At 72.0% G+C, this 22,510-nt stretch carries 19 protein-coding genes and 1 tRNA gene; 14 read left to right on the top strand and 6 right to left on the bottom strand.

What is annotated here, in order from left to right; genetic code table 11:
- Positions 1-129: 129 nt before the first annotated feature.
- Together ACFVTC_RS09960 and ACFVTC_RS09955 are read right to left on the bottom strand one after the other, a co-directional pair.
- Positions 130-594 carry a heme-degrading domain-containing protein gene (locus ACFVTC_RS09960; RefSeq protein WP_390125913.1) on the bottom strand — a complete coding sequence of 155 codons (465 nt, stop codon included), beginning with the start codon at positions 592-594 and terminating at the stop codon, positions 130-132.
- Positions 591-1,706, bottom strand: a complete 1,116-nt coding sequence (locus ACFVTC_RS09955; RefSeq protein WP_390125911.1) for a Gfo/Idh/MocA family oxidoreductase — start codon at positions 1,704-1,706, stop codon at positions 591-593. The genes ACFVTC_RS09960 and ACFVTC_RS09955 overlap by 4 nt, the downstream gene beginning before the upstream one ends.
- A gap of 56 nt (positions 1,707-1,762) precedes the next feature.
- Here ACFVTC_RS09955 and ACFVTC_RS09950 point away from each other — a divergent pair, with 56 nt between their 5' ends.
- From ACFVTC_RS09950 to ACFVTC_RS09895, 12 genes are all read left to right on the top strand, one after another.
- Complete coding sequence (locus ACFVTC_RS09950; protein WP_390125910.1) at positions 1,763-3,253, top strand: ROK family protein; 1,491 nt, start codon at positions 1,763-1,765, stop codon at positions 3,251-3,253.
- 302 nt (positions 3,254-3,555) lie between these two features.
- Positions 3,556-4,677 carry a hypothetical protein gene (locus ACFVTC_RS09945; RefSeq protein ID WP_390125908.1) on the top strand — a complete coding sequence of 374 codons (1,122 nt, stop codon included), beginning with the start codon at positions 3,556-3,558 and terminating at the stop codon, positions 4,675-4,677.
- Positions 4,678-4,963: 286 nt separating this feature from the next.
- Positions 4,964-5,722 (top strand): GntR family transcriptional regulator, encoded by a 759-nt coding sequence (locus ACFVTC_RS09940; RefSeq protein ID WP_390125906.1) that lies wholly within the window; start codon positions 4,964-4,966, stop codon positions 5,720-5,722.
- Between the two features lie 143 nt (positions 5,723-5,865).
- Positions 5,866-6,990 carry a TIGR03364 family FAD-dependent oxidoreductase gene (locus ACFVTC_RS09935; protein WP_390125904.1) on the top strand — a complete coding sequence of 375 codons (1,125 nt, stop codon included), beginning with the start codon at positions 5,866-5,868 and terminating at the stop codon, positions 6,988-6,990.
- Positions 6,991-7,007: 17 nt separating this feature from the next.
- Positions 7,008-7,718: an HAD family hydrolase gene (locus ACFVTC_RS09930; protein WP_390125902.1), complete on the top strand. Its 711-nt coding sequence runs from the start codon at positions 7,008-7,010 to the stop codon at positions 7,716-7,718.
- Positions 7,715-8,770: an ABC transporter ATP-binding protein gene (locus ACFVTC_RS09925; RefSeq protein WP_390125900.1), complete on the top strand. Its 1,056-nt coding sequence runs from the start codon at positions 7,715-7,717 to the stop codon at positions 8,768-8,770. The genes ACFVTC_RS09930 and ACFVTC_RS09925 overlap by 4 nt, the downstream gene beginning before the upstream one ends.
- A complete protein-coding gene (locus tag ACFVTC_RS09920) occupies positions 8,763-9,635 on the top strand; it encodes a 2-aminoethylphosphonate ABC transporter permease subunit (protein WP_390125898.1) in 873 nt (290 codons plus the stop codon). Before ACFVTC_RS09925 ends, ACFVTC_RS09920 begins: the two co-directional genes overlap by 8 nt.
- Complete coding sequence (locus ACFVTC_RS09915) at positions 9,622-10,419, top strand: ABC transporter permease (protein ID WP_390125896.1); 798 nt, start codon at positions 9,622-9,624, stop codon at positions 10,417-10,419. The genes ACFVTC_RS09920 and ACFVTC_RS09915 overlap by 14 nt, the downstream gene beginning before the upstream one ends.
- Positions 10,420-10,494: 75 nt before the next feature.
- Positions 10,495-11,577, top strand: coding sequence for a 2-aminoethylphosphonate ABC transporter substrate-binding protein (locus tag ACFVTC_RS09910; protein WP_390125895.1), 1,083 nt, complete (start codon positions 10,495-10,497; stop codon positions 11,575-11,577).
- 179 nt (positions 11,578-11,756) lie between these two features.
- A complete protein-coding gene (locus tag ACFVTC_RS09905) occupies positions 11,757-12,536 on the top strand; it encodes an HAD-IIA family hydrolase (RefSeq protein ID WP_390125893.1) in 780 nt (259 codons plus the stop codon).
- 91 nt (positions 12,537-12,627) lie between these two features.
- Positions 12,628-13,251, top strand: coding sequence for a hypothetical protein (locus ACFVTC_RS09900; protein WP_390125892.1), 624 nt, complete (start codon positions 12,628-12,630; stop codon positions 13,249-13,251).
- A 1-nt stretch (position 13,252) separates the two neighbouring features.
- Positions 13,253-13,918: a class F sortase gene (locus ACFVTC_RS09895; RefSeq protein WP_390125891.1), complete on the top strand. Its 666-nt coding sequence runs from the start codon at positions 13,253-13,255 to the stop codon at positions 13,916-13,918.
- A 360-nt stretch (positions 13,919-14,278) separates the two neighbouring features.
- Here the strand turns inward: ACFVTC_RS09895 and ACFVTC_RS09890 are convergent, their stop codons facing one another.
- A complete protein-coding gene (locus ACFVTC_RS09890) occupies positions 14,279-15,073 on the bottom strand; it encodes a GAF and ANTAR domain-containing protein (RefSeq protein ID WP_390125890.1) in 795 nt (264 codons plus the stop codon).
- Positions 15,074-15,279: 206 nt separating this feature from the next.
- Between ACFVTC_RS09890 and ACFVTC_RS09885 the strand changes: the two genes are divergently transcribed.
- Positions 15,280-16,296 carry a glycoside hydrolase family 6 protein gene (locus ACFVTC_RS09885; RefSeq protein ID WP_390126208.1) on the top strand — a complete coding sequence of 339 codons (1,017 nt, stop codon included), beginning with the start codon at positions 15,280-15,282 and terminating at the stop codon, positions 16,294-16,296.
- Positions 16,297-16,429: 133 nt separating this feature from the next.
- Here ACFVTC_RS09885 and ACFVTC_RS09880 read toward each other — a convergent pair whose 3' ends face one another.
- From ACFVTC_RS09880 to ACFVTC_RS09870, 3 genes are all read right to left on the bottom strand, one after another.
- A complete protein-coding gene (locus tag ACFVTC_RS09880) occupies positions 16,430-18,367 on the bottom strand; it encodes a galactose oxidase-like domain-containing protein (RefSeq protein WP_390125888.1) in 1,938 nt (645 codons plus the stop codon).
- The gene (locus ACFVTC_RS09875) at positions 18,364-20,316 is read right to left on the bottom strand and encodes a glycosyltransferase family 2 protein (RefSeq protein ID WP_390125887.1); all 1,953 of its coding nucleotides are present in this window, start codon (positions 20,314-20,316) and stop codon (positions 18,364-18,366) included. Before ACFVTC_RS09875 ends, ACFVTC_RS09880 begins: the two co-directional genes overlap by 4 nt.
- Before the next feature lie 402 nt (positions 20,317-20,718).
- A tRNA-Lys gene (locus tag ACFVTC_RS09870) sits at positions 20,719-20,792 on the bottom strand.
- A 182-nt stretch (positions 20,793-20,974) separates the two neighbouring features.
- On the opposite strand from ACFVTC_RS09870, the gene ACFVTC_RS09865 reads away from it, so the two are divergent.
- Positions 20,975-22,495, top strand: coding sequence for a peptidoglycan-binding protein (locus tag ACFVTC_RS09865; RefSeq protein WP_390125886.1), 1,521 nt, complete (start codon positions 20,975-20,977; stop codon positions 22,493-22,495).
- Positions 22,496-22,510 lie beyond the last annotated feature (15 nt).

Here is a 22,510-nt window from a genome sequence, read left to right as displayed (position 1 = left end):
GGGTGGGGGTTGGGCGCGCGGTTCCCCGCGCCCCCGAAGGCATGGGGGCTGCACCCCTGCCTTTCCCGGTCGGGGTGTCGGGTGGTGTGCGGTTTCCCGCGCCCCTGGCGGGGCGCGGGTCCCTTGAGGTCAGAGGGTCAGGAAGTGGGTCAGGGCCTCGACCACCATCGCGTGGTCGTCCAGTTGGGGCAGGCCCGAGACCACCACGGTGCCGATCACGCCCGCGCCCTCGACCGTGACCGGGAACGCGCCGCCGTGGGCCGCGTACGTGTCGGGGTCGAGGCGGGAGGACTCCTCGAAGGTCGTGCCCTTGGCGCGGAAGCGGGTGCCGACCAGGAGCGACGAGCAGCCGTAGCGTTCGACGACCCGGCGCTTGCGGTCGATCCAGGCGTCGTTGTCCGGGGTGGAGCCGGGCAGCGCCGCGTGGAAGAGCTGCTGGCCGCCCCGCCGGATGTCGACGGCGACGGGGGCGCGGCGCTCACGGGCGAGCTCGACGAGGAGCGTGCCCAGCGTCCACGCGTCGTCGTGGGTGAACCGGGGAAGCACCAACCGGCGCTCCTGCTCCTCCAGTTCCGCGATGTCCGGGGCGCTCACAGGGCCACCACCGTGTTCTCGCGGGCGGAGCGGTGCGCCGCCTCGAGCACGTCGAGCGCTGCCGCCGCCTCGTGCGCGGTGACCGGGTTCGGCCCGCCGTCGCGCAGGGCGGCCGCCACCGCCGCGTAGTACGCGGGGTACGCGCCCGGGAGCGTGGGCTCGGGCCGGCCGCCTCCGGAGAGCGGGGACTCGCCGGAACCCACCCGGCCCCACAGGGACTCGGGCTCGACACCCCACTCGGCCGTCACGCCGGGACGTCCGCCCTCGCGCAGCTCCGCCTCCTGCGGGTCGAGGCCGTGCTTCACGTAACCGGCCCGCGAGCCGAGGACGCGGAAGCGAGGGCCGAGCTGCGCGGTGGTCGCGGAGACGTAGAGGTGGGAGCGGACGCCGCTCGTGTGCGTGATCGCGATGAAGGTGTCGTCGTCGGTCACCGCGCCGTCGCGACGGACGACCGCCTCGGCGTACACCGAGGCCGCGGGGCCGAAGAGGACGAGCGCCTGGTCGACGACGTGGCTGCCGAGGTCGTAGAGGAGACCTCCGATCTCTGCCGGGTCGCCGGACTCGCGCCAGCCGCCCTTGAGCTGCGGACGCCAGCGCTCGAAACGGGACTCGAAGCGCCACACGTCGCCGAGCTCGCCCTCGTCGAGCAGCTTGCGGACGGTCAGGAAGTCGTTGTCCCAGCGGCGGTTCTGGAAGACCGAGAGGAGGAGGCCGCGCTCGTCGGCCAGGGCGGCGAGCTCCCGGGCCTCGGCCGCCGTGCCGGCGAGCGGCTTGTCGACGACGACCGGGAGGTCCGCCTTGAGGGCGGCGGTCGCGAGGGGGACGTGGGTCTTGTTCGGAGAGGCGATGACGACCAGGTCCAGCTCGTCGGCGCGTGCCCAGAGGTCGTCGGGGGTGGCGGCGAAACGCACCTGGGGGAACTCGGCGCGGGCCTGCTCCTGCCGCTCCGGGTTCGAGGTGACGATCGTGTCCAGGGCCAGGCCCTCGGTCGCGGCGATCAGCGGGGCGTGGAAGACGGAGCCCGCGAGCCCGTAGCCGATGAGGGCCACGCGGAGGGGGGCGCCGGGGGCGGAACCTGCTTCAGGACCTGTGTCAGTCGTGCTTCCTGTCATGGCTCCACTTTCGCAACGCTGTTGCCAAAGTGCAAGCGCGGGGGACAATGGCGTACGTGAACAGGAGCAGCGGGGAGTCGGGAGCGAGTCTGGCGGGGCGGCTCGAGGGGGCGGGGGCGAATCTGCTCGCCCTGCGCAGCCACAACGGGGCGCTCGTGCTCGACCTGCTGCGGACGGCGGGCACGACGGGCATCAGCCGTCTCGAACTCGCCGAGCGCACCGGGCTGACCCCGCAGGCGGTCAGCAAGATCACCGCCCGGCTGCGGGCGGACGGGCTGGCGGCGGAGGCGGGGCAGCGGGCCTCGACGGGCGGCAAGCCGCGTACCGTGCTGCGGCTCGTCCCCGAGGCCGGGCACGCGGTCGGGCTCCACCTCGACCGGGACGAGCTGACGGCGGTGCTCTGCGATCTCGCGGGCGTGGTGGTCGCCGAGCGGAAGGTGCCGCTCGGCCTGGGGGCCGGGGCGGGGGCAGTCGTCGGCGGGGCGGCGCGGGAGGTCGAGGCGCTGATCGAGGGGGCCGGCGTGTCCGTGCTGGGGCTGGGCGTCGCGCTGCCCGGACCGCTCGACCACGCGCGGGGGACGCTGCACCGGGTCACGGGGTTTCCGGAGTGGGACGGGTTCCCGCTGCGGGACGCGCTGGCGGGGCGGCTCGGGGTGCCGGTGGTGGTGGACAAGGACACCAACGCGGCGGCGCTGGGGCTGGCGGTGGGCGGCTGTGGGCCTGTGCGTGAACCGGGGGCCGGGCGCGGTGACGGGTTCGGTGACGGCGGCAGCTACGACGACAGCCACGGCGACAGCCGAGACGGCAAGCACGACGGCAGTCACGACGACAGCCACCGCGACAGCCGAGACGGTAGTTACGACGACAGCCGAGATGGCAGGCACGACGGCAGCCGAGACGGCAGTCACGACGCCAGTCACGACGGCAGTCACGTCGGCAGTCACGACGACAGCCGAGATGGCAGTCGCGACGGCAGTGACGGAACCGGTGACCGTGCCGGGGGCCACGGCGTCGGCCGTGACCGGGTGCGAGGCGGCGGAGTCGACGGCGGTCGGAGCGGCGGCGGCGTTCGCGTGGGCGGGGAGGCGGCGTTCGCCTATCTGCATCTCGGTACCGGTCTCGGGGCCGGGCTCGTGTTCGGCGGGGCCGTGCACCGGGGCGCCCGTACCGGAGCGGGGGAGTTCGGGCACCAGGTCATTCAACTGGACGGCCCCCTGTGCGACTGCGGCAACCGTGGCTGCGTCGAGGCACTGTGCCTTGCCGCGGTGGGACGCGGGGCCGTGGACGAGGCGGCTCGCGTGCTGGGCGCGGGGGCCGCGAATCTGGTCGGGTTGCTGGACATCGACCTGGTGCTGCTCGGGGGCCGTACGGTCGCGGCCCATCAGGAGACCTTCGTACGGGGTGTCGGCACGGTGCTGGGGGAGCGGGCCCGGCGGGAGGGCACGGACACGGTTCCGGTGCGGATCGCTCCCGGCGGGGCGCGCGGGGTGGCGGAGGGGGCGGCGCAGTTGTTGCTGGCCCCGCTGTTCGGGCGGGGAGAGGGCTGAGGCGTAGAGGCGGCGCGCGAGGGCGGCGAGGGCGGCGAGGGTGACGAGGGAGGCAAAGGCGGCGAGGGCGGCGAGGGCCGTGGAACCGGAGCCTCGAGCGTGAGGCAGGGGCTCGGGTGCGCCCGCTCGTCCTCCGCGCTTCCCGGGTCCGCTGTTCGAGGGGATCCACGGGGCCGATCGGGGTCCCGGGCGGGCGTGGCGACGCGGGGTCGCCGGGCGGGAGTGGCAGGGTCTCGCGTGCCGTTGCCCGTTACCGCCTGACGCTCCTGGTCCCCACCGTCCTCGATCGGCAAAGGCCCTTCATGCGACCGCGCCCGTCCCTCCCACCCGTCCTGAACCGCCTCCCGCTCGCCCCGGCCGCCGCCGCGCCCGCCCTCGCCCTCGTCCTCGCCCTGGCGCCCGTCCCCGCCCTGGCGCCCGTCCCCGCCCACGCGCGCGTCCCCGCCCACGCGCGCGTCGCCCGCACGGACCCCGGTCCCACCTGTGCCGCCCCCGACACCCGCGCCTTCCCGGTCAAGACCCGGATCCACGGGGGGCCCGGCACCTTCGAGGCCGGTGGCGGCTTCGGGACCTGGTACATCGACCTGACCAACACCACGGCGCACACCTGCGGCGACATCCATCCGGTCGTCGTGCTGGTGGACGGCAAGCGGGTGCTGCGGCCGAAGCAGGCGCGGATGGAGTTCTTCGAGGGCGAGAAGCCGCATCCGGTGACGTTCGAGAAGAGCGACGAGGACGAGAACGTAGGGGCGTTCGACGACGGGTTCCCGGGGTTCACGGTGGGGCCGGGGCGGACGGTCACCGTGAAGGTCAGGCTGGCCGTGACCTCGGACGCCGTGCCGAACGACGTCGTCGCCAACGCGGCGGTCGTCCAGCGGCGCGGCGACGACGGGAACTGGGTGGGGGAGTCGAACGACTACCGGTTCCGGATCGAGGGCGGTGACGCTGACGTCCCCGGGACCGCGGAGAACCACGGCCGCACCGACGGCGGCGGCACCGGTGGGGGGAACGGCGGGGGCGGCAGCGGCGGTGGCGACGGAGGGGGAAGTGGCGGGGGCAACGGCGGTGGCGACGGAGGGGGGAATGGCGGCGATGACGGAGGCGGCAGCGCCACCCCTGACCAGGGTGGTGGCAGCGGCGGGACCGGCGCGGGTGCCGCGACCGGCGGGGGCGGGTCCGGCGCCGGCGCGGGCGGTGGTGACGGCGGCGGAAGCGGCGGCGACGGGGGGACGGGCGGCGACGGAGGTACCGGCGGGGGTACGGGCGGCGACAGGGGTACGGGCGGAGTCTCCGCCGCGGACGAGCTCGCCGAGACCGGTCCCGGCGCGCCGCACGGATTCGGCGTGGCGGGCGTGATCGGCGTGTTCGCGACCGGCGTCGCCCTGTTCGTGGCGGCCCGCCGGGCCCGGTCCGATCGCCGCTGAGCCTTAGGTGCGTGCCTGGTCCGTGCGCCGTTGAGTCTTCGGTGCGGACCTGCTCCGATCGCCGCTGAGCCTTAGGTGCGTGCCTGGTCCGTGCGCCGTTGAGTCTTCGGTGCGGACCTGCTCCGATCGCCGCTGAGCCTTCGGTGCGAACCTGGTCCGTACGCCGCTGAGTCTTCGGTGCGGACCTGGTCCGATCGCCGCTGAGTCTTCGGTGTGTGCCCGGTCCGTACGTCGCCGGGCCCTCCCGCGGGCACGGCCGCGCGTTCCGTCTGCGACCATCCCACCCGTGGACTACCCGAACGACCAGGCCCCCGGCGCCCCCGTCCGCTCCGGCATCCCGGAGCACGGCCGCATCCCCAAGTACTACGCGGTGAAGGCGCACATCGCCCTGCTGATCGAGGAGTTGGGCGAGGGCGGCCTCCTGCCGACCGAGCGGGACCTCGCCGAGCAGTACGGGGTCGCCCGCGAGACCGTACGCCAGGGCCTGCGCGAACTGCTGCTCGAAGGGAAACTGCGGCGGCAGGGGCGCGGGACGGTCGTCGCGGGGCCGAAACTGGAGCAGCCGCTGTCCCTCGCGAGCTACACCGAGGGCGTCCGGCGGCAGGGGCGCACCCCCGGCCGTACGCTGATCAGTCTCGATCGTTTCCCCTGCCCCGAGACGCTCGCGGCGGAGGCGGGGCTCACGCGCGGCGAGCCCGTCTGGCACATGGAGCGGGTGCTGCTCGCGGACGACGAGCGGGTCGGGCTGGAGAGCACGTATGTCGCCGTGGCGCGCGTACCGCACCTCGACCGCGACTTCACGCCGGACTCGTCCTTCTACGCGTACCTCCACGACCGGCTCGGTATCGCGTTCGGCGACGCGGACGAACGCATCGAGACCGTGCTGGCCACCCCGCGCGAGGCGCTGCTCATCGGCACGCCGCCGGCCCTGCCGATGATCCTGATCCACCGTGTCTCGCGGGACACGGAGCGGCGGCCGCTGGAGCGGGTGCGGACGCTCTACCGGGGGGACCGCTTCTCCTTCACGGCCCACCTGGGGGGATGATCCGAGCCATGTTCGGGCGGGCTCCGGCCCGCCTCTTTTCATAACGACAAGATAACGGGTCTAGCCCAAACGTGATGGGCAGTTCACCATCTGGTTGCAGTGCGGACCCTTCCGATTCCCCCGTACCGAGGAGCGTTGCCGTCGTGAGAGTGATAGTTGTCGGAGCCGGAGTGGTGGGCACCCTGCATGCCTGGCACGCAGTGGAGCGCGGCCACGAGGTCGTCCAGATCGAGCGCGAGGCTGAGGCCCGCGGGGCCTCGCTGCGCAACTTCGGGCAGATCTGGGTGAGCGGCCGTGCCGGAGGAGAGGAACTCGAGACCGCCCTGCGGGCGCGGGAGCTGTGGGAGTCGATCGGGGCGCGCGTGCCCGGCCTCGGCTTCCGGGCCAACGGATCGCTGACCCCGCTGCGGGGGGAGCGCGAACTGGCCGTCGCCGAGGCCGCCCTGGCCCGTGACGACGCCGCCGCCCGCGGCTACAAGCTGTTCACGCCCGACGAGGCGCGCGCGCTGAACCCGGCCCTGCGGGGGACGTTCGAGGCCGCCCTGTACTGCGAGCGCGACGCCGCCGTCGAGCCCCGCACCGCCCAGCTCGCTCTGCGCGAACAGCTGCTGCGGTCCCCGGGCTACACCTTCCTGCCGGGGCGCGAGGTCCGGGACGTGATCGGTGAGCACGCCGTGCGCGACGACCACGGGGACGTGCACACCGGTGACGTCGTCGTGCTGTGCACGGGCGCCTGGCTGGGCGGTCTCGTACGGGAGCTGGCCGGTCCCGAGCTGCCCGTGCGGCGCGTACGGCTGCAGATGATGCAGACCGACCCCCTCGGCGAGCCGCTCGCGACCTCGGTCGCCGACGCCGACAGCTTCCGGTACTACCCCGCCTACCGCAGCCCCGCCCTGGACGAGCTCAACACGCTCCAGCCGCAGGCCCCGACCGCCGCCGAGCACCGGATGCAACTGCTCATGGTGCAGCGCGCGGACGGCGGGCTGACCATCGGCGACACCCACGAGTACGAACACCCCTTCGCCTTCGACACCCTCGAAGACCCCTACGACCACCTCACCGAGGTCGTCGAGTCCTTCCTCGGACGCCCGCTGCCGAAGATCCGGCGCCGCTGGGCCGGGGTGTACGCGCAGTGCACGGACACCAGCCGGGTCGTGCACCGGCAGCGGGTGCGGGACGCGGTGTGGCTCGTCACCGGGCCCGGCGGGCGCGGAATGACCTGTTCACCGGCGATCGCCGAGACCACAGCCAACGAACTGGGATGGTGAAAGAGAGGGTGGAGGAAATGACCACGGACACACGGCTCGTCGTCCTCGACATGGCCGGCACCACCGTCGCCGACGGCGGCCTGGTGGAGCGGGCGTTCGCGGTGGCCGCTGGAGAACTGGGCGTCGAGCCCGGATCCGCGGACCACGCCGGGAAACTGGACTACGTCCGGGCCACCATGGGCGAGTCCAAGATCTCCGTCTTCCGGCACCTGTTCGGCGAGGAACCCCTCGCCCAGCGGGCCAACGCCGCCTTCGAGAGGGCCTACGGGGAACTCGTCGACGGCGGGCACATCGCGCCGGTCGCCGGGGCGCGCGAGGCGATCGAGGCGCTCACCGGGTCCGGGCGGACCGTCGTGCTGAGCACCGGGTTCGCCCGTGTCACCCAGGACGCGATCCTCGACGCCCTGGGCTGGCGGGACCTGGTACCGCTCACCCTGTGCCCGGCGGACGCGGGCGGCCGGGGACGCCCGTACCCCGACATGGTCCTGGAGGCGTTCCTGCGGACCGGGGCCGCCCAAGGCGTCCAGCAGATCGCGGTCGTGGGCGACACCTCCTACGACATGCTCAGCGGGGTACGCGCCGGCGCCGGCCTGGTCGCGGGCGTGCTGACCGGCGCGCACGACGACGCGGCACTGCGCGCCGCCGGAGCCGGGCACGTGCTCGGCTCCGTGGCCGAACTGCCCGCCCTGCTCCTCGGATCCGACCGGCCCGGCGGGAACGGGCGATGACCAGCGGAATCCGCTTCGACCGGGTGTCCGTCGCCTACGACGGCACCACGGTCCTCGACGCCCTCGACCTGACCGTCGAACCCGGCGAGGTCATGGCGCTGCTCGGGCCCTCCGGATCCGGGAAGACCACCGCGCTGCGGGCCGTCGCGGGGTTCGTACGGCCCGCCTCCGGGCGGGTGTTCATCGGCGGCCGGGACGTGACCGACCTGCCGCCCCACCGGCGTGGCATCGGCATGGTGGTGCAGCAGTACGCGCTCTTCCCGCACCTGCGCGTCGAGGACAACGTCGCCTTCGGGCTCAAGGCGCAAAAGGTCGCCAGGAGCGAGATCCGCGGGCGGGTCGCCGAGGCGCTGGAGATGACCGGGATGGCGGCCTACGCCCGGCGCCATCCCCGGGAGCTGTCCGGCGGACAGCAGCAGCGCGTCGCCATCGCGCGAGCGCTCGCCATCCGGCCCGGCGTGCTCCTCCTCGACGAGCCGCTGTCCGCCCTCGACGCGCAGCTGCGCTCCGGAATGCTCGCCGAACTCGCCCGGCTGCACCGCGAGTTGCCGGACGTCTCGATCCTGTACGTCACCCACGACCAGGTCGAGGCACTCACCCTGGCCGACCGGATCGCGGTCATGGACCGGGCACGGCTGCGGGACTGCGGGACACCGCGGGAGCTGTACCGGTCGCCGCGGACCGAGTTCACGGCGTCCTTCGTGGGCAACGCCAACCTGCTGCCCGTGACCGTCGGGTCCGGGACCGTCTCCCTCGCCGGGACCGAGCTGAAGGTCGACACCGCGGACGCCGCTCCCGGCGCCTCGGCGACCCTGTGCGTCAGGCCCCACCTCGTCGGCCTCGGCCCCGGCCCCAACCAGGTCACCGGGACCGTCAGCGAGGTGCAGTGGCGCGGCTCCACCCACCGGCTGTACGTCGACGTGGCGGGCCACCGGGTGATGACGGACCTCCGCGAGCTGCGCGAACCCCCCGTCCACGGCGACCCGGTGACGCTGCACTTCGCCCCCGACGACGCCGTACTGCTGTCGGCGGGGGTGACCGCGGATGGCTAGCGCCGTGGCGACCGCCCCCGCGACGGCGCCCGCCGGGTCCCGCCGGCGGATACCGCCGTGGGCCTGGGCGCTGCCGCCCGTCGCCGTCCTCGGCCTCGTCTTCCTCTACCCCCTCGCCCTCGTCGTCCAGCAGTCCTTCCGGCCGGACACGGGAGGCACCTCGGCGCAGGCGTACGGCGACGTGTTCGCGTCCACCGCCTTCCGGGAGGCGCTCGGCACCACCGTGTGGCTGGCGGTCGGCTCGACGGCCGGATGTCTCGTCCTCGGGTTCGCGCTCGCCCTGGTCATCGCGTTCGTGCCGTTCCCCGGGGGAAAGGCCGTCGCCCGGTTCATCGACGTCTTCCTGTCCTTCCCGTCCTTCCTCATCACGCTCGCCCTGCTGTTCCTCTACGGCAGCGTGGGCATCGCCAACGGACTGTGGACGGACGCGACCGGCGCCGCCGAGGGGCCGTTCCAGTTCCTCACCACGCCGTGGGGCGTACTGCTCGCCGAGATCACGTACTTCACCCCGTTCGTGATGCGGCCCCTGCTCGCCGCGTTCGCGAACATCGAGACCGCCCAGCTGGAGGTGGCGTCCTCGCTGGGGGCGCGGCCCGCGCGGATCGTGCGACAGGTGATCCTGCCCGAGGCGCTGCCCGCGCTGGCGGCCGGCGGCAGCCTCGTCCTGGTGCTGTGCCTCAACGAGTTCGGGATCGTCCTGTTCACCGGCGCGAAGGGGGTCACGACCCTGCCGATGCTCGTCTACGGCAAGGCGATCCTGGAGTCCGACTATCCGGGCGCCTGCGTCGTCGCCGTCGTCAACGTCCTGATCTCCGTGGGCCTCTACGGCCTGTACCGGGTGGTGAGCCGTCGTGCTGGTGCATAGCCGCAAGGGGAAGTGGGCCACCTGGGCCGTGTTCTTCCTGCTCTTCCTGCCCCTGTTCGCGCTGCCGCTCCTCGTCGTCCTGGCCGCCTCGTTCGCCACCAACTGGTCGAGCGCCCTCCCGTCCGGCTTCACGACCGGGCACTACACGGCCGCCACCCGCGGCGAGTCGCTCCAGGCCCTGACCACCAGCCTGGTCACGGCGCTCACCGCGAGCGTCCTCGCGCTGGTCGTCGGCACCTGGGCGGCGCTCGCCGCGCACGCCCTCAAGCGACGGGGGGCGCGCGTCCTCGACGCGCTGTTCATGCTGCCGGTCGCCGTGCCCTCGGTCGTCGTCGGCCTGGCGGTCCTCGTCGCCTTCTCGAAGCCGCCGGTGCTGCTCAACGGCACCCGGTGGATCGTCATCCTCGCGCACGCCGTTCTTGTCACGGCGTTCGCCCATCAGTCGGTGTCGGCCGCGATCGTGCGACTCGACCCGGCGTACGAACAGGCGGCCGCCTCGCTCGGCGCCCGGCCCTCGTACGTGCTGTGGCGGGTGCGGCTGCCCTTGCTGCTGCCCTCGCTGACCGCCGCGGCCGGCCTCTGCTTCGCCCTGTCCATGGGCGAGTTGAGCGCCACCATGATGCTCTACCCGCCGGACTGGACACCGCTCCCCGTCCAGATCTACGCCGCCACGGACCGCGGTGCCCTCTTCACCGGTTCCGCCCTCGCCGTGGTCCTCATGACCGCCACCGTGCTCGTCCTGTTCGCCGTGTCCCGGATCCGGACCAGGGCGACCTACCGCTGACCTTCCGCTGACCGACCGATCCACCGATCCAGTTCGTCACCGATCCGCCCCGCCGCGCAAGGAGTTCATCTCGCCATGCCCAGAAACACGCACCTCAAGTCGATCGCCGCCGTCGTCGGCGCCCTCGCCCTCGCCTCCACCCTCACCGCCTGCGGTGGCGACTCCGCCGCCTCGGACGCCAAGGTCGTCACCGTCTACAGCGCCGACGGCCTCAAGGGCGAGAACGGCGACGGCTGGTACGACCAGGTCTTCAAGGACTTCGAGAAGCAGACCGGGATCAAGGTCAAGTACGTGGAGGGCGGCTCGGGCGAGGTGGTCCAGCGCGCCGTGCGCGAGAAGACCAACCCGCAGGCCGACGTCCTCGTCACCCTCCCGCCGTTCATCCAGCAGGCCGACGGCAAGGGACTGCTGCAGAAGTACGCCCCGAAGGGCTCGGACCAGGTGGACGGCGCCGACAAGGCCACCGACGGCACCTGGACCTCCGTCGTCAACAACTACTTCGGCTTCGTCTACAACAAGAAGGAGCTGAAGCAGGCGCCCACCAGCTGGGACCAGCTGCTCGACGCGGCGTACAAGAACAAGCTCCAGTACTCCACCCCGGGTGTCGCCGGTGACGGAACCGCCGTGCTCATCAAGGCGATCCACGACTTCGGCGGCAAGGACGCGGCGCTCGCCTACCTGAAGAAGCTCCAGGCCAACAACGTCGGCCCGTCCGCCTCCACCGGCAAGCTCGCCCCCAAGGTCGACAAGGGCGAACTGCTGGTCGCCAACGGCGACGTCCAGATGAACCACGCGCAGTCCAAGGACATGCCGAACCTCGGCATCTGGTTCCCGCGGGCCACCGACAAGGCCGCCGACGCCGCCGGCAGGCCCACCACCTTCGCGCTCCCCTACGCCGGGGCCCTCGTCGCCAAGGCGCCGCACAGCGAGAACAGCAGGAAGCTCCTCGACTTCATGCTCTCCGCCAAGGCGCAGCAGCAGGTCAGCGAGATCGGCGGAGGCTTCTCGGCGCGGGGGGACGTCAAGGCCACCGACGCCAACGCCATCGCCCTGACCAAGCTCATGGACGGGGTCGAGGTCTTCGCGCCGGACTGGGCCGACATCGACAAGAACCTCACGTCGTACGTCGACGACTGGAAGTCGGCCACGGGCAGCTGACACCCCGGACCCCACGCCCGGCCCCGGGGTACCGGTTGATCAGCGGGGTGCGGATCGAACAGGCCTGACCAGCTCGGGATCGTACGGCCCTGACTAGGCTGGGGGGCGTCGGCACAGCGTCGTTCCGGCGCCCCCGGATCCAGTGCGTACGAACGCCAGGACGGCAGGAGACCCAGCAGATGTCAGAGCGCAAGCCCATCGAGTCGTGGCTCACCGACATGGACGGTGTGCTCATCCACGAGGGCGTGCCGATCCCCGGCGCCGACGCCTTCATCAAAAGGCTGCGGGAGTCCGGTAAGCCGTTCCTGGTGCTCACGAACAACTCCATCTACACCGCCCGTGACCTGCACGCCCGGCTCCGCCGCATGGGCCTGGACGTCCCGGTGGAGAACATCTGGACCTCCGCCCTCGCCACCGCCAAGTTCCTGGACGCCCAGCGCCCCGGCGGCACCGCCTACGTCATCGGCGAGGCGGGTCTGACCACCGCGCTGCACGACATCGGGTACGTCCTGACCGACCACGAGCCGGACTACGTGGTCCTCGGCGAGACCCGTACCTATTCCTTCGAGGCGATGACGCAGGCGGTCCGGCTGATCAGGGGCGGCGCCCGGTTCATCGCGACCAACCCCGACGAGACCGGCCCGTCAACCGAGGGCCCGCTGCCCGCCACCGGCGCCGTCGCCGCGCTGATCACCAAGGCGACCGGGAAGCAGCCGTACTTCGCGGGCAAGCCGAACCCGCTGATGATGCGGACGGGCCTGAACGCCATCGGGGCGCACTCCGAGACCAGCGCGATGATCGGCGACCGCATGGACACCGACGTGCTGGCCGGCCTGGAGGCGGGGATGGAGACCTACCTGGTACTGACCGGTCTCACCACGCGCGAGGAGATCGAGAAGTACCCGTTCCGGCCCTCGAGGATCGTCGACTCGATCGCGGACCTCGTCGACCGGGTCTAAACCATTTGTGACCCGTCCGGAGTAGTCGTCCGCGTCAGCGGATGCGTCGTGCGGCCGTCGGGGGGAGTCTCCAGATATCTGGAGGTTCACGATGGGTTCACGGAAACTCACTCTCTGCACCGGTGCGGTCGTCGCTGCCGTGCTGACTCCCACCGCCTGCCTGGCCGCGCCGGCCCCCGCCGCGTACGCGACCGCTCCCCGAAGTGACGCGGCGGGCGTCTCGGTGACACCCGCGGTCCCCGCGCCCGGCAGCGACATCCGGCTGCGGGCACAGGGCTGCACGGGAAGCACGGGCACCGCGGCGTCCGCCGCGTTCGTGTCGGACGCGCGGCTCACGGGTTCGGACGGCGTGCTCACCGGCGAGACCCGGGTCCGCACCTCGCTGTCGCCCGGCACCTATGACGTGACGGTCGGCTGCGAGGGCGGGCAGGGCCGGCGGCAGGTCGCGGGCTCCGTGACCGTCACCGGGCAGGCGGAACCGCTCTCCACGCTCTCCGCCCCCGCGTCGCTCCCGGCCTCGCCCATCGCCCCGGTGCACGCGGGCGGTGGCGGCACCGCGCGTGCCGACGGGAACGGCAGGCACACGGTGGCCGTGGACGCGCGCGCGACCGGCCCCGGGACCCGCCAGGCGGTGATCGGTCTCGTCCTCGCGGGCGTCGCCGCGGTGGCCGTGGCGCTGCGCAGCGCCCGCCGCGGCCGGGACACCTCGGAGTGACATGCCGGACAGGGAGCGTTTCTCAGGTGCCGGGCGGCTGCTGACGGGCTTCGCCTGGGTGCTGCTGCTGATCGGACTGTGGCTGTGGGGCCGGGAGGTGACCGACGTACGGCTGGGGATGTCGGCGCCGACCACGGGAGACATCGCGGCGGTGGGACGGCCGCCGGAGGTCCGGATGCCTTCCCCGCTGAAGCCGCTCGGCGGGGCGCGGCCCCAGCGCGTCGACATTCCGTCGATGGGGGTGCGGGCGCCGGTCGTGGCCCGCGGGCTCGACACGCAGGGCGCCATCGATCCGCCGCCCTACGAGCAGCCGGGCGTCGTCGGCTGGTACGCCGCCGGAGTGCAGCCGGGGTCGGCCGGGACCGCGCTGTTCGTGGGGCACGTCGACACCGAGACCCGGCCCGCGGTCTTCTACAAGCTCAGCGCGATGCGGCCGGGCCAGACGGTCCGGGTGATGCGCGACGACGGGACCGTCGCCGAGTTCACCGTGGACGACGTCGCGGTCTTCCCGCGCGATCACTTCGACGCCCAACAGGCGTACGGGCCACGGCAGTCGGGTCGGGCCGAGCTGAGGCTCGTCACCTGCGGCGGCACCTTCGACCGGACCCGCCGTACGTACACCGCGAACGTGGTCGTGTCCGCGTACCTCACCGGCAAGGCTTCCTGAACCCGGGCGGCCCGCGGACGGCCCGGTCCCCTGGACCCGGCACACCTGGTCCGGCCGGCGGCCCGCTCCCCCCGGGGCCACCGACCGGACTGGTCCTCGACCGCGCACGCACGGGCTGCGGGAGTAACCCGGCGACGGCGCGGGAGGTTCTGAGACCATTCCGGACATCGCGAACCACGGGGAGGAGCTCGGTGATCGGGACGACCGGCATGGCGCGCCCGGCCTGAGCCGGGGGCGTTCGAGGCAACTGTAGAGCCGATGGGCGTTCCGGCCTAGAGGCTGTCGGACGCCGGTCGACAGCCGGTGGCACTGTGTGATCCGCCCAGGTGACGGCCGCTTCCGGGGTGGCCGGTGAACTCCTCATACGGGCGGGGGCCGTTCGGCGTCCAGGCCGTCCCGGTCCAGCGAGCCCTCCACCGCCCGCGCCGCGGCCTCGTCGAGCGGCATCCGGTGCCGGCGCGCGTACCGGCGCAGTGCCGCGAATGCCTGGTCCACCCCCGTGTTCCAGCGCTCGGCGAGCATCCCCTTCGCCTGCTCCACGCGGACGCGGTGGGAGAGCGCCGACTGCAACTGCCCCGCCAGCGCGCGGTATTCGGCGTGCAGCCGCTGGTTGTGCAGTCCGGCGGCCCCCGCCTCGGCGAGAAGTTGAGCCAGCCGCACGCTCTCCTCGTCGCCGGGTGACTCCGGCCGGCCGGGCGGCTCCGGAGGGCCGGGCGGCGGGGATACGAACACGTTGAGCGCGCCGAGCAGGGACTCGCGGCGGCGCAGCGGGACCGCGAAGGTCGTGGCGATGCCGTGGTGCAGCGCCCGCCGGGTGAAGTCGGGCCAGCGGGCGGCGGTCCCGGCGGCGCCGATCGGGACGTGCGGCACGGGCCTCCCCGTGCCGTAACTGTCCAGGCAGGGGCCGCCGCGGTGCGGGGTGGCCTGGACGGTCAGCAGGTCCAGCGCGATGGCCTGGCGGCGGCTGCTTCCGACGAACGAGACCGCCTCGCCGCCCGCGACCAGCATGATCCCGGCGGAGTGCGCGCCGACGATCTCCACGCAGTGGTCCGACAGGCGCTGCAGATGGTGCGCGGTGTCGAAGCCGCCGGAGAGGGTGTCCGTGGCTTCCAGCAGCGCCGCCGCGAGCCCTGTCTCCCGGGTGCTCAGATGCATCTCCCGTACCCCGATTCCGTTGTCGTCCCCCCGTTCCCTGTCGTCTCCGTCCGTGTCGTCCCGCTGTGCCGGGTTCCGTTCGGCGGCGCCTACCCAGCCCGTGCGGGCCTGTAACAGCTCTCCGACAGGGCTCGGGCGTTTCCGTGGACGAGGAGACACCTATGTCACGATTGACCCTCAACGCGGTGCATCCGAGGGGGAGTTGCATGTACGGCGGCAAGGAGGCCGGGGCACGGGCGTCCATGGCGGTGATGGGGGCGGTCCTGCTGCTCGCGGGGTGCTCGTCCGCGGGGGGCGGCGGGGACGAGCGCGACGGTGCCTCCGGGGTCACCCGGCAGCCCGGGAATCCCGACCAGTTCTGGGTCAACCCGGCGGGCAGCGCGGCCGAGCAGGTCGCCACGTACGTCAAGGCGGGCAGGAAGGACGACGCCGAGCAGATCCGCAAGATCGCCGAGCGGCCGACCGGCGAGTGGATCGGGCCGGAGAACCCGGAGCGGGAGGCGCGCGGCTTCACGCAGGCCGCCCAGCGGGCCGACCGGGCCGCCGTACTGGTCCTCTACAACATTCCGCACCGCGACTGCGGCCAGTTCTCGCAGGGCGGCGCCGCCGACGGCGACACCTACCGGACCTGGATCGACGGGGTCGCCCGGGGTATCGGTGACCGGCCCGCCACGGTGGTCCTGGAGCCGGACGCGATCCTGCACCTGGTCGACCGGTGCACTCCGGCCGGGCTGCGGGAGGAGCGCTACTTCCTTCTGAAGGAGGCCGTCACCAAGCTCAAGTCCCTGAAGAACACGAAGGTGTACCTGGACGCGGGCAACGCGGGCTGGGGCCACCCCGACCAGATCTTCCAGCCGCTCGAACGGGCGGGCGTCGACCTGGCCGACGGCTTCGCGGTGAACGTCTCCAACTTCTACTCGACCCGGGACTCCGTCGCGTACGGCAAGCGGCTGTCCGCGAAGGTCGGCGGCAAGCACTTCGTCATCGACACCAGCCGCAACGGGAACGGACCGTACACGGGCGGCAAGGCCGACGAGAACTGGTGCAATCCGCCGGGACGCGCGCTGGGTGAGAGCCCGACGACGAAGACCGCCGATCCGCTCGTCGACGCCTATCTGTGGGTGAAGCGGCCGGGCGAGTCGGACGGCACCTGCAAGGGCGGTCCGAAGGCGGGCGACTGGTGGCCCGAGTACGCGCTCGAGCTGGCGAAGGCGTCCGGGTGAAGCCCTCCGAGTGAAGGCTGCCGCGGGAAGTCCTCCGGGTGAGGGCCTCCGCGTGGCGGCCGGTACGTGACCGGGGGCGCCCTCCGCCGTCGCGCGGAGGGCGCCCCCGGTCACGTGGGCAGGCCCCGGCGGATCAGGGAACCCTGACCCACCGGGCCTCGGACGGCGTTCCCTGGTCGTCCGTCACGAACAGCATGTACCAGCCGGACTCCACCAGGTTCCGGTTCTTCGGCACGGTCACCGTGATCCCCTTCGCCGTCTTCCTGAAGTCCAGCGCGATGGAGCGCTGGTCGACGTCGGTGACATGGGTGGACGCGCTCGGCCTGATCAGGCGGGCCGTCCTGATGGACGAGGCGTGCGCCGTGGCGAAGGTCGCCGAGCCGCCGCGCGCGACGGTCTTCGGGCCGCCGGCCAGGCCGGGCCGGGAGTCGCGGTAGAGATACGGCGGCGTGTAGATCTCGATGCGCTGCTCGAACGTGGCGGGCTTGGTGTCGGCCTTGTCCGCGTAGAGCGGGTTGGAGCCGAAGAACATCACGCGGCCGTCGGGCAGCAGGATCGAGCCCGAGTGGTAGTTGCGGCCCACCAGGGGGTCGGCGACCCGGTCGAAGGTGTTGGCGTGGGGGTCGTAGATCCGTGCCTGGAGGATGTCGGAGGCGCCGCGCCCGCGGTAGTCCTCGGAGCCGCCGGAGACCAGGACGGTGTCGTCGGGCAGGATCGAGGACTGCGGATAGCGGGTGCCCTTCTCCAGCTCGGGTCCGTCCACGAACCTCGGGTTCCTGTCCTTGAGGTCGATGAGCCGGGTCCTCCTGCTGGAGAGCCTGGACTCGCCGACCCCGCCGCCGCCGATCACCAGGTACTTCTCGTCCTGCGCGGGCGGCAGCAGCACCGTGCCGGAGGTCTCCATCATGGTGGGATCGCTCAGGCCGGGCAGTCTGGTGAACCTGTTCGTCGCCATGTCCCAGACGCCCGGGTCCCGGCCCACGTCGTCCGGTCCGTAACCCGCGTTCGAGCCCGAGTAGAACATCTTGCCGTTCTGCATCAGGCTGATCGCCGGATAGGTAGGGAACTGACGGATGCCCTTGGTGTACGTCCACTTCCTGGTCTTCGGGTCGAAGACCTCGTTCTTGCCGGGGACCAGCTGGCCGATCTCGTCCAGGCCGGAGAGGCTGAGGATCCTGCCGTCGCTCATGGTCGTCAGGGTCGGGTACCAGCGGGCCTCGTTCATCGGATCGACCTTGACGTACCGCTCGGCCACCGGATCGAACTCGAACGCGTCCCTGATGCCCTGGAAGTCCTTCTTGTCCAGGGCGAGTTTCTGGGCGATGCCGTACGTGTTGCGCGCGTCCGGGCCCGTCAGGCCCAGGACGCGGTAGTTGTCCTGGGTGCCCGTCTCGTACCGCCGGCCGCTTCTCTGCGCCTCGACGTAGATCCGGCCCAGGCCCGGGTCGTTGCGCAGGAACGCGCCGGTCGCCCGGTCGAAGACCTTCTTCGCGCGCGGGACGAGCACCGGGTCCTTGGAGACGAACGTCCTGCCGTTCTCCTTGCCGGTGAACCGGGTGCCCGCGGGCAGTGTGACCGGCTTGTCGGGGTTCTCGTTGTGGACGACCATCAGGCCGCCGGCCTTGGTGACGTCGCCCTTCAGCGTCTCGTAGCGCTTGGTGCCGCCGGCGATCAGGAGAGTGCCGTCGGCGAGCTGGGTGTGGCCCGTGCAGAACAGGTCGGCCGGCGTCGGGACCGCCTTGACGGTCCCCTTGACCGGATCCCAGAGCCGCGTGTCGAACTTCTTCGCGTCGAAGTTGTCCTGGTTGTTGCCCGAACCCGCGACCAGCAGGACCTTGCCGGTGTGCAGCAGGGCCGCGTGGATGGTGTTCAGGCGGTACCGCCTGGGGAAGCGGACGACGTCCCAGTGACCGTTCTCGGCTTTGTACTCGGGCTTGTTGATCGTGTACTGGTGGTATCTCTCCGTGCTGAAGCGATAGACCCACGGGCCGTTCATCCCGGCCAGGGCGAGGACCACCGCCCCGCCCATCGCGAGACGGCGGGCGCGGCGGATGCGGGTACCTTCCTTCATTTCTTACGTCCCCCAGGGGAAATCCGCATGGTCCGTTCGGAGTCCTCCCGCGCCGCCGCCCGGCCGGGCGTGTGCTGAGGCGGGTGCGGGGCGTGCTGCTCCTGCTGCGGCACGGAGGCCGGCGCGGGCGGGGGAGCGGTCTCCCCGGACGGGACCGGGGGCTTCCTCCTGGCCTGGCGCAGAGTCCACTGCCAGGCCAGGATCGGCGAGGCCGTGATCAGCAGGGCGAAGCAGGCCCAGGTGATCATCGCGGGATGGGAGTGCCCGAGCAGGAGTCCGGCGACGATCGAGCCGGCGAAGACCAGGATGAAGAACAGGTGGATCCGGAAGGTCCCGAACAGGGTGTCCGGGCTCGCCGAATCCCCCTTGGGGGTCACCACGAACCTGCTCCTGCGGCGCAGGACGGCGTCCATCAGGGAGCGGGCGTAGACCGGCGCGGAGAGCGCCGACATGATCATGCCCGCGACGCCGCCGGACCCCTCGGGCTCGTGCGGGGAGACGTTGTGGCGGCGGTTCCACACGTACAGGCCGATCTGCAGCGCGGAGGCGTTGCCGTACAGCATCAGCCAGACCGTCGGGTCGATGTTCACGCCCGAGGCGCCCAGGCCCAGGAACAGCGCGCAACTCAGCGCCGCGAGGATCCAGTTGAGGGCCGACATCGGGTAGAAGATGATCATCATGGTGTAGTTGAAGAGCTTGCTCGGCGGCAGCGAGAAGAAGCCCTTCCAGTACTGCTTCAGGATCGTCTCGTACGTGCCCCGTGACCAGCGCAGCTGCTGGGTGAAGAAGTCCGTCCAGGCGTTCGGGCCCTCGCCGACCGCGAGCACGTCCGGGGTGTAGACCGAGCGCCACTTGCGCCCCGTGGCCGGATTCCGGTGGCGGTGCATCTCGAAGCCGGTCGCCATGTCCTCGGTGATCGAGTCGTACAGACCGCCGATCTGCTTCAGCGCCTTGATGCGCACGGCGTTGGAGGTGCCCACGAACATCGGCGCGCCGTAGCGGTTGCCGGCCCGCTGGATCAGCGCGTGGAAGAGGAACTGCTGGGACTCGGCGGCCTTGGTGATGGGGTTGTCGTAGTTGCCGTACACCTGCGGGCCGATCACGAAACCGATGTCCGGGTCGCGGAAGAAGCCGAGCATCCGCTCCAGGTAGTTCGGCAGCGGCACGTGGTCGGTGTCGACGGAGGCGAAGAAGTCGTACGCGTCGCCGTGCGCCTCCAGCCAGGCGTTGTAGTTGCCGTGCTTGGTCCTGGCGCGGTGCGGTCCCTTGGCCTGGTTCCACTTCGCGACACCCTTGCGGGAGAAGTGGTGCACGCCGAGGCGCTCGCAGACCTCCTTCACCTCGGGATCGTCGCCCTCGTCGAGGAGCCAGATGTGCAGAAGGCCCCGGTGGCGCAGCCGGACCGCCGCCTCCAGGGTCTTGGTCACCATCGCCAGCGGTTCCTTGCCGGGCACGAAGGACGTGAGGAAGGCCACTCTGGTGCCGGTCTCGGGCACCACCGGGACCGGGTCGCGGGCGACCAGGGTCGCGTGTGCGTTCGAGAGCACGTTCATGCAGCGGAAGAACTCGATCAGACCGATCGAGACGAGCATCACGGTGTCGAGCACCGGCAGGAAGTCGTGGGCCGGGTAGTCGCGTTCGGTCCAGTGCTCCGGCTGGAGCAGCCAGCCGAGCAGGACCAGCGAGAGCAGCGGTGCCGCGCCCAGCATGAGGGCGGCCCGTACGCGGTGCGGCTCCTGGGACAGCAGGGAGCGGTACTCCACCTTGTACGGCTTGCCCGGATCGGGCCGTCTGAGAGGTCCGGCGAGCCTGCTGTAGTGCTCGTAGTCGTATCTCGGCAGGGTCTTCTCGATCCTGCCGGGGCCGCCGGTCCGCTGTTGCGGCACCCGGAGCCGGGCCGTCCCGGACGCGTCGAAGTCCTGTCGGGCGCCTGTCGGCGTCGACGTCATGAGTCATTCCCCCCACACGCACGGTCGCGTGCGTGTTCGTCGGTTCTTGTCGCCCGCTCGGATCCCCCTCGACCGTCGCGGACGCATGCTGGCAGGCGGCGTCACCGCTTCGTCCACACGCGGGAAGACCGCGGAAACGCGACCGTCCGGTTGTACGGCGCCCCCTCGGCACCCGTTCGTGAGCGGGGCCCCCAGCCCCCCACGGACACAACCGGCCAAACCCCCAACTGCCGTATACCGGCAGTCCCTTGTCGCCCAGGGTTCTACGGCGCCCGGCATGATCGCAAGGTGGGAAACGCGGTGTTAACCGGTCATACGATCTAATTGGGACGTCTGTACGAAGAGGGGATGTCTCCGTACGACGAAGGGCCCCTCGCCTGTGGCGAGGGGCCCTTCTGTCGGTGCGCCGCCAGGGACTCGAACCCCGGACCCGCTGATTAAGAGTCAGCTGCTCTAACCAACTGAGCTAGCGGCGCCTGCTGACCCGAGAACTCTACCCGATGCGAACGGGTGCTCCCGACCGCGGTGCGGCCCTGCCCGCGGTCGGGAGGCCCCGTACATCATTCGGACCGTCAACATGCGACACCGGACGACAGTTGAGAAACTGACGACTGTGCAGAAAAGCGGAGATTTCTATCTGGAGTGTGAGGGGCGACGCATGGAGACTCCGGTATTCGAGGAATTCGATCCCGCGAGTGACTGCGATTGCCCCGGATGCGTGCGCAGGCGGCGTTTCCCGGCCCCTTCCGTGCCCCCGGGACCGGTCGGCCGCCCGGTGTCCCACCGGGCCTTCGTGATCGCCGCGGCGGCGGGCGCTGTCCTTGTCGCGGTCCCGTCGGTGCCGGCCGTCGCCGTCGCGCACGGCCCCGCCCGGCCGGGTGACCCCGCAGGTGACGAGCCCGACACGCCGCAGGGTGGCGAGGCTCCGCTGCATGGGCCGGCCGGTAGTCCCGCGAAGCCGGGGACCGGGGTCGAGGTGCCCGCCACGACCCGTGCGGCGATCATCAACCGGGCCAAGAAGTGGATCACCGCGCAGGTGCCGTACAGCATGAGCGCGTACTGGTCGGACGGATACCGGCAGGACTGCTCCGGATTCGTCTCGATGGCCTGGAATCTGCCGGGAAACGAATGGACCGGCAGTCTCGGCACGTTCGGCGTACGCATTTCCCGCGATCAGCTGCAGCCCGGCGACATTCTTCTCTTCCATAATCCGGCGGACCCCCAGAACGGCTCGCACGTCGTGCTTTTCGGCGGCTGGACGGACTACACGCACACGTATTACATCGCCTACGAACAGACCCGCCCGCACACCCGCAGACAGTCCACGCCGTACGCGTACTGGAGCAACTCGACCCGCTATCTGCCCTACCGTCACAAGGGGCTGGCCGACGGCGCGAGCGGCGCGCAGCCCTCGGTACCGGGTACCAAGTCCGCCCCCTATCCGGGCCCGTCCGCCTTCGGCCCCGGTACGAACAACGCGTACGTCACCCAGCTGGGCCGGCTCCTGGTGGAGCGGGGCGGGCGCCGTTTCTACACCTCGGGGCCGGGGCCGCGCTGGTCGAACGCGGACCGGCGGGCCACCCGGGCCTTCCAGCTCGCCCAGGGCTGGAAGGGGGCAGGCGCGGACGGACTGCCGGGGCCGCGCACCTGGTCGTACCTGGTGGAGAAGAAGGGCAGGGACATCCCGCCCGCGGCAGGCACCGCGACCACTACGGCCGCGGCAGGCACCGCGACCACCACGGGCACCGCGACCACCACGGCCGCGACGGGCGCCCTGACCACCACGGCCGCGACGGGCGCCCTGACCACCACGGCCGCGACGGGCACCGCGACCACCACGGGCACCGCAGGCACCACGGGCGCGACGGGCACCGCAGGTACCACGGGCGCGACGGGCGCCGTGGGCACCACGGGGGCGGGCGGGGCGCCGTCGGCCGCCCCTCCCGCCTTTCCCGGACGCGGGATGTTCCGGCCGGGTGCGCGCAACGCCTTCGTCACCCTGCTCGGAAAGCAGCTGGTCAAGAGGGGATTCGGCACCTACTACGCGCACGGACCCGGGCCGGACTGGGGCGAGTCGGACCGGCGCGCCGTCGAGGCCTTCCAGCGGGCGCAGGGCTGGCGGGGCGGTGCGGTGGACGGCCGTCCGGGTCCGGAGACCTGGCGGCGGCTGTTCTCGTGACCGGGTCCCCGGAGC

The sequence above is a fragment of the Streptomyces sp. NPDC057950 genome (assembly GCF_042887295.1).
In the GTDB taxonomy this organism is placed as follows: Bacteria; Actinomycetota; Actinomycetes; order Streptomycetales; family Streptomycetaceae; genus Streptomyces; species Streptomyces kaempferi.
The sequence above is the reverse complement of the archived record's forward strand: the minus strand, read 5'-3'. Positions and strand labels throughout refer to the sequence as shown.

Bases quoted from the DNA above. Each gene is read 5' to 3' on its own strand.
- ACFVTC_RS09955 (WP_390125911.1), bottom strand. From the start codon at position 1,706: ATGACAGGAAGCACGACTGACACAGGTCCTGAAGCAGGTTCCGCCCCC.
- ACFVTC_RS09945 (WP_390125908.1), top strand. From the start codon at position 3,556: ATGCGACCGCGCCCGTCCCTCCCACCCGTCCTGAACCGCCTCCCGCTC.
- ACFVTC_RS09930 (WP_390125902.1), top strand. From the start codon at position 7,008: ATGACCACGGACACACGGCTCGTCGTCCTCGACATGGCCGGCACCACC.
- ACFVTC_RS09925 (WP_390125900.1), top strand. From the start codon at position 7,715: ATGACCAGCGGAATCCGCTTCGACCGGGTGTCCGTCGCCTACGACGGC.
- ACFVTC_RS09920 (WP_390125898.1), top strand. From the start codon at position 8,763: ATGGCTAGCGCCGTGGCGACCGCCCCCGCGACGGCGCCCGCCGGGTCC.
- ACFVTC_RS09910 (WP_390125895.1), top strand. From the start codon at position 10,495: ATGCCCAGAAACACGCACCTCAAGTCGATCGCCGCCGTCGTCGGCGCC.
- ACFVTC_RS09905 (WP_390125893.1), top strand. From the start codon at position 11,757: ATGTCAGAGCGCAAGCCCATCGAGTCGTGGCTCACCGACATGGACGGT.
- ACFVTC_RS09900 (WP_390125892.1), top strand. From the start codon at position 12,628: ATGGGTTCACGGAAACTCACTCTCTGCACCGGTGCGGTCGTCGCTGCC.
- ACFVTC_RS09895 (WP_390125891.1), top strand. From the start codon at position 13,253: ATGCCGGACAGGGAGCGTTTCTCAGGTGCCGGGCGGCTGCTGACGGGC.
- ACFVTC_RS09890 (WP_390125890.1), bottom strand. From the start codon at position 15,073: ATGCATCTGAGCACCCGGGAGACAGGGCTCGCGGCGGCGCTGCTGGAA.
- ACFVTC_RS09885 (WP_390126208.1), top strand. From the start codon at position 15,280: ATGTACGGCGGCAAGGAGGCCGGGGCACGGGCGTCCATGGCGGTGATG.
- ACFVTC_RS09880 (WP_390125888.1), bottom strand. From the start codon at position 18,367: ATGAAGGAAGGTACCCGCATCCGCCGCGCCCGCCGTCTCGCGATGGGC.
- ACFVTC_RS09875 (WP_390125887.1), bottom strand. From the start codon at position 20,316: ATGACGTCGACGCCGACAGGCGCCCGACAGGACTTCGACGCGTCCGGG.
- ACFVTC_RS09865 (WP_390125886.1), top strand. From the start codon at position 20,975: ATGGAGACTCCGGTATTCGAGGAATTCGATCCCGCGAGTGACTGCGAT.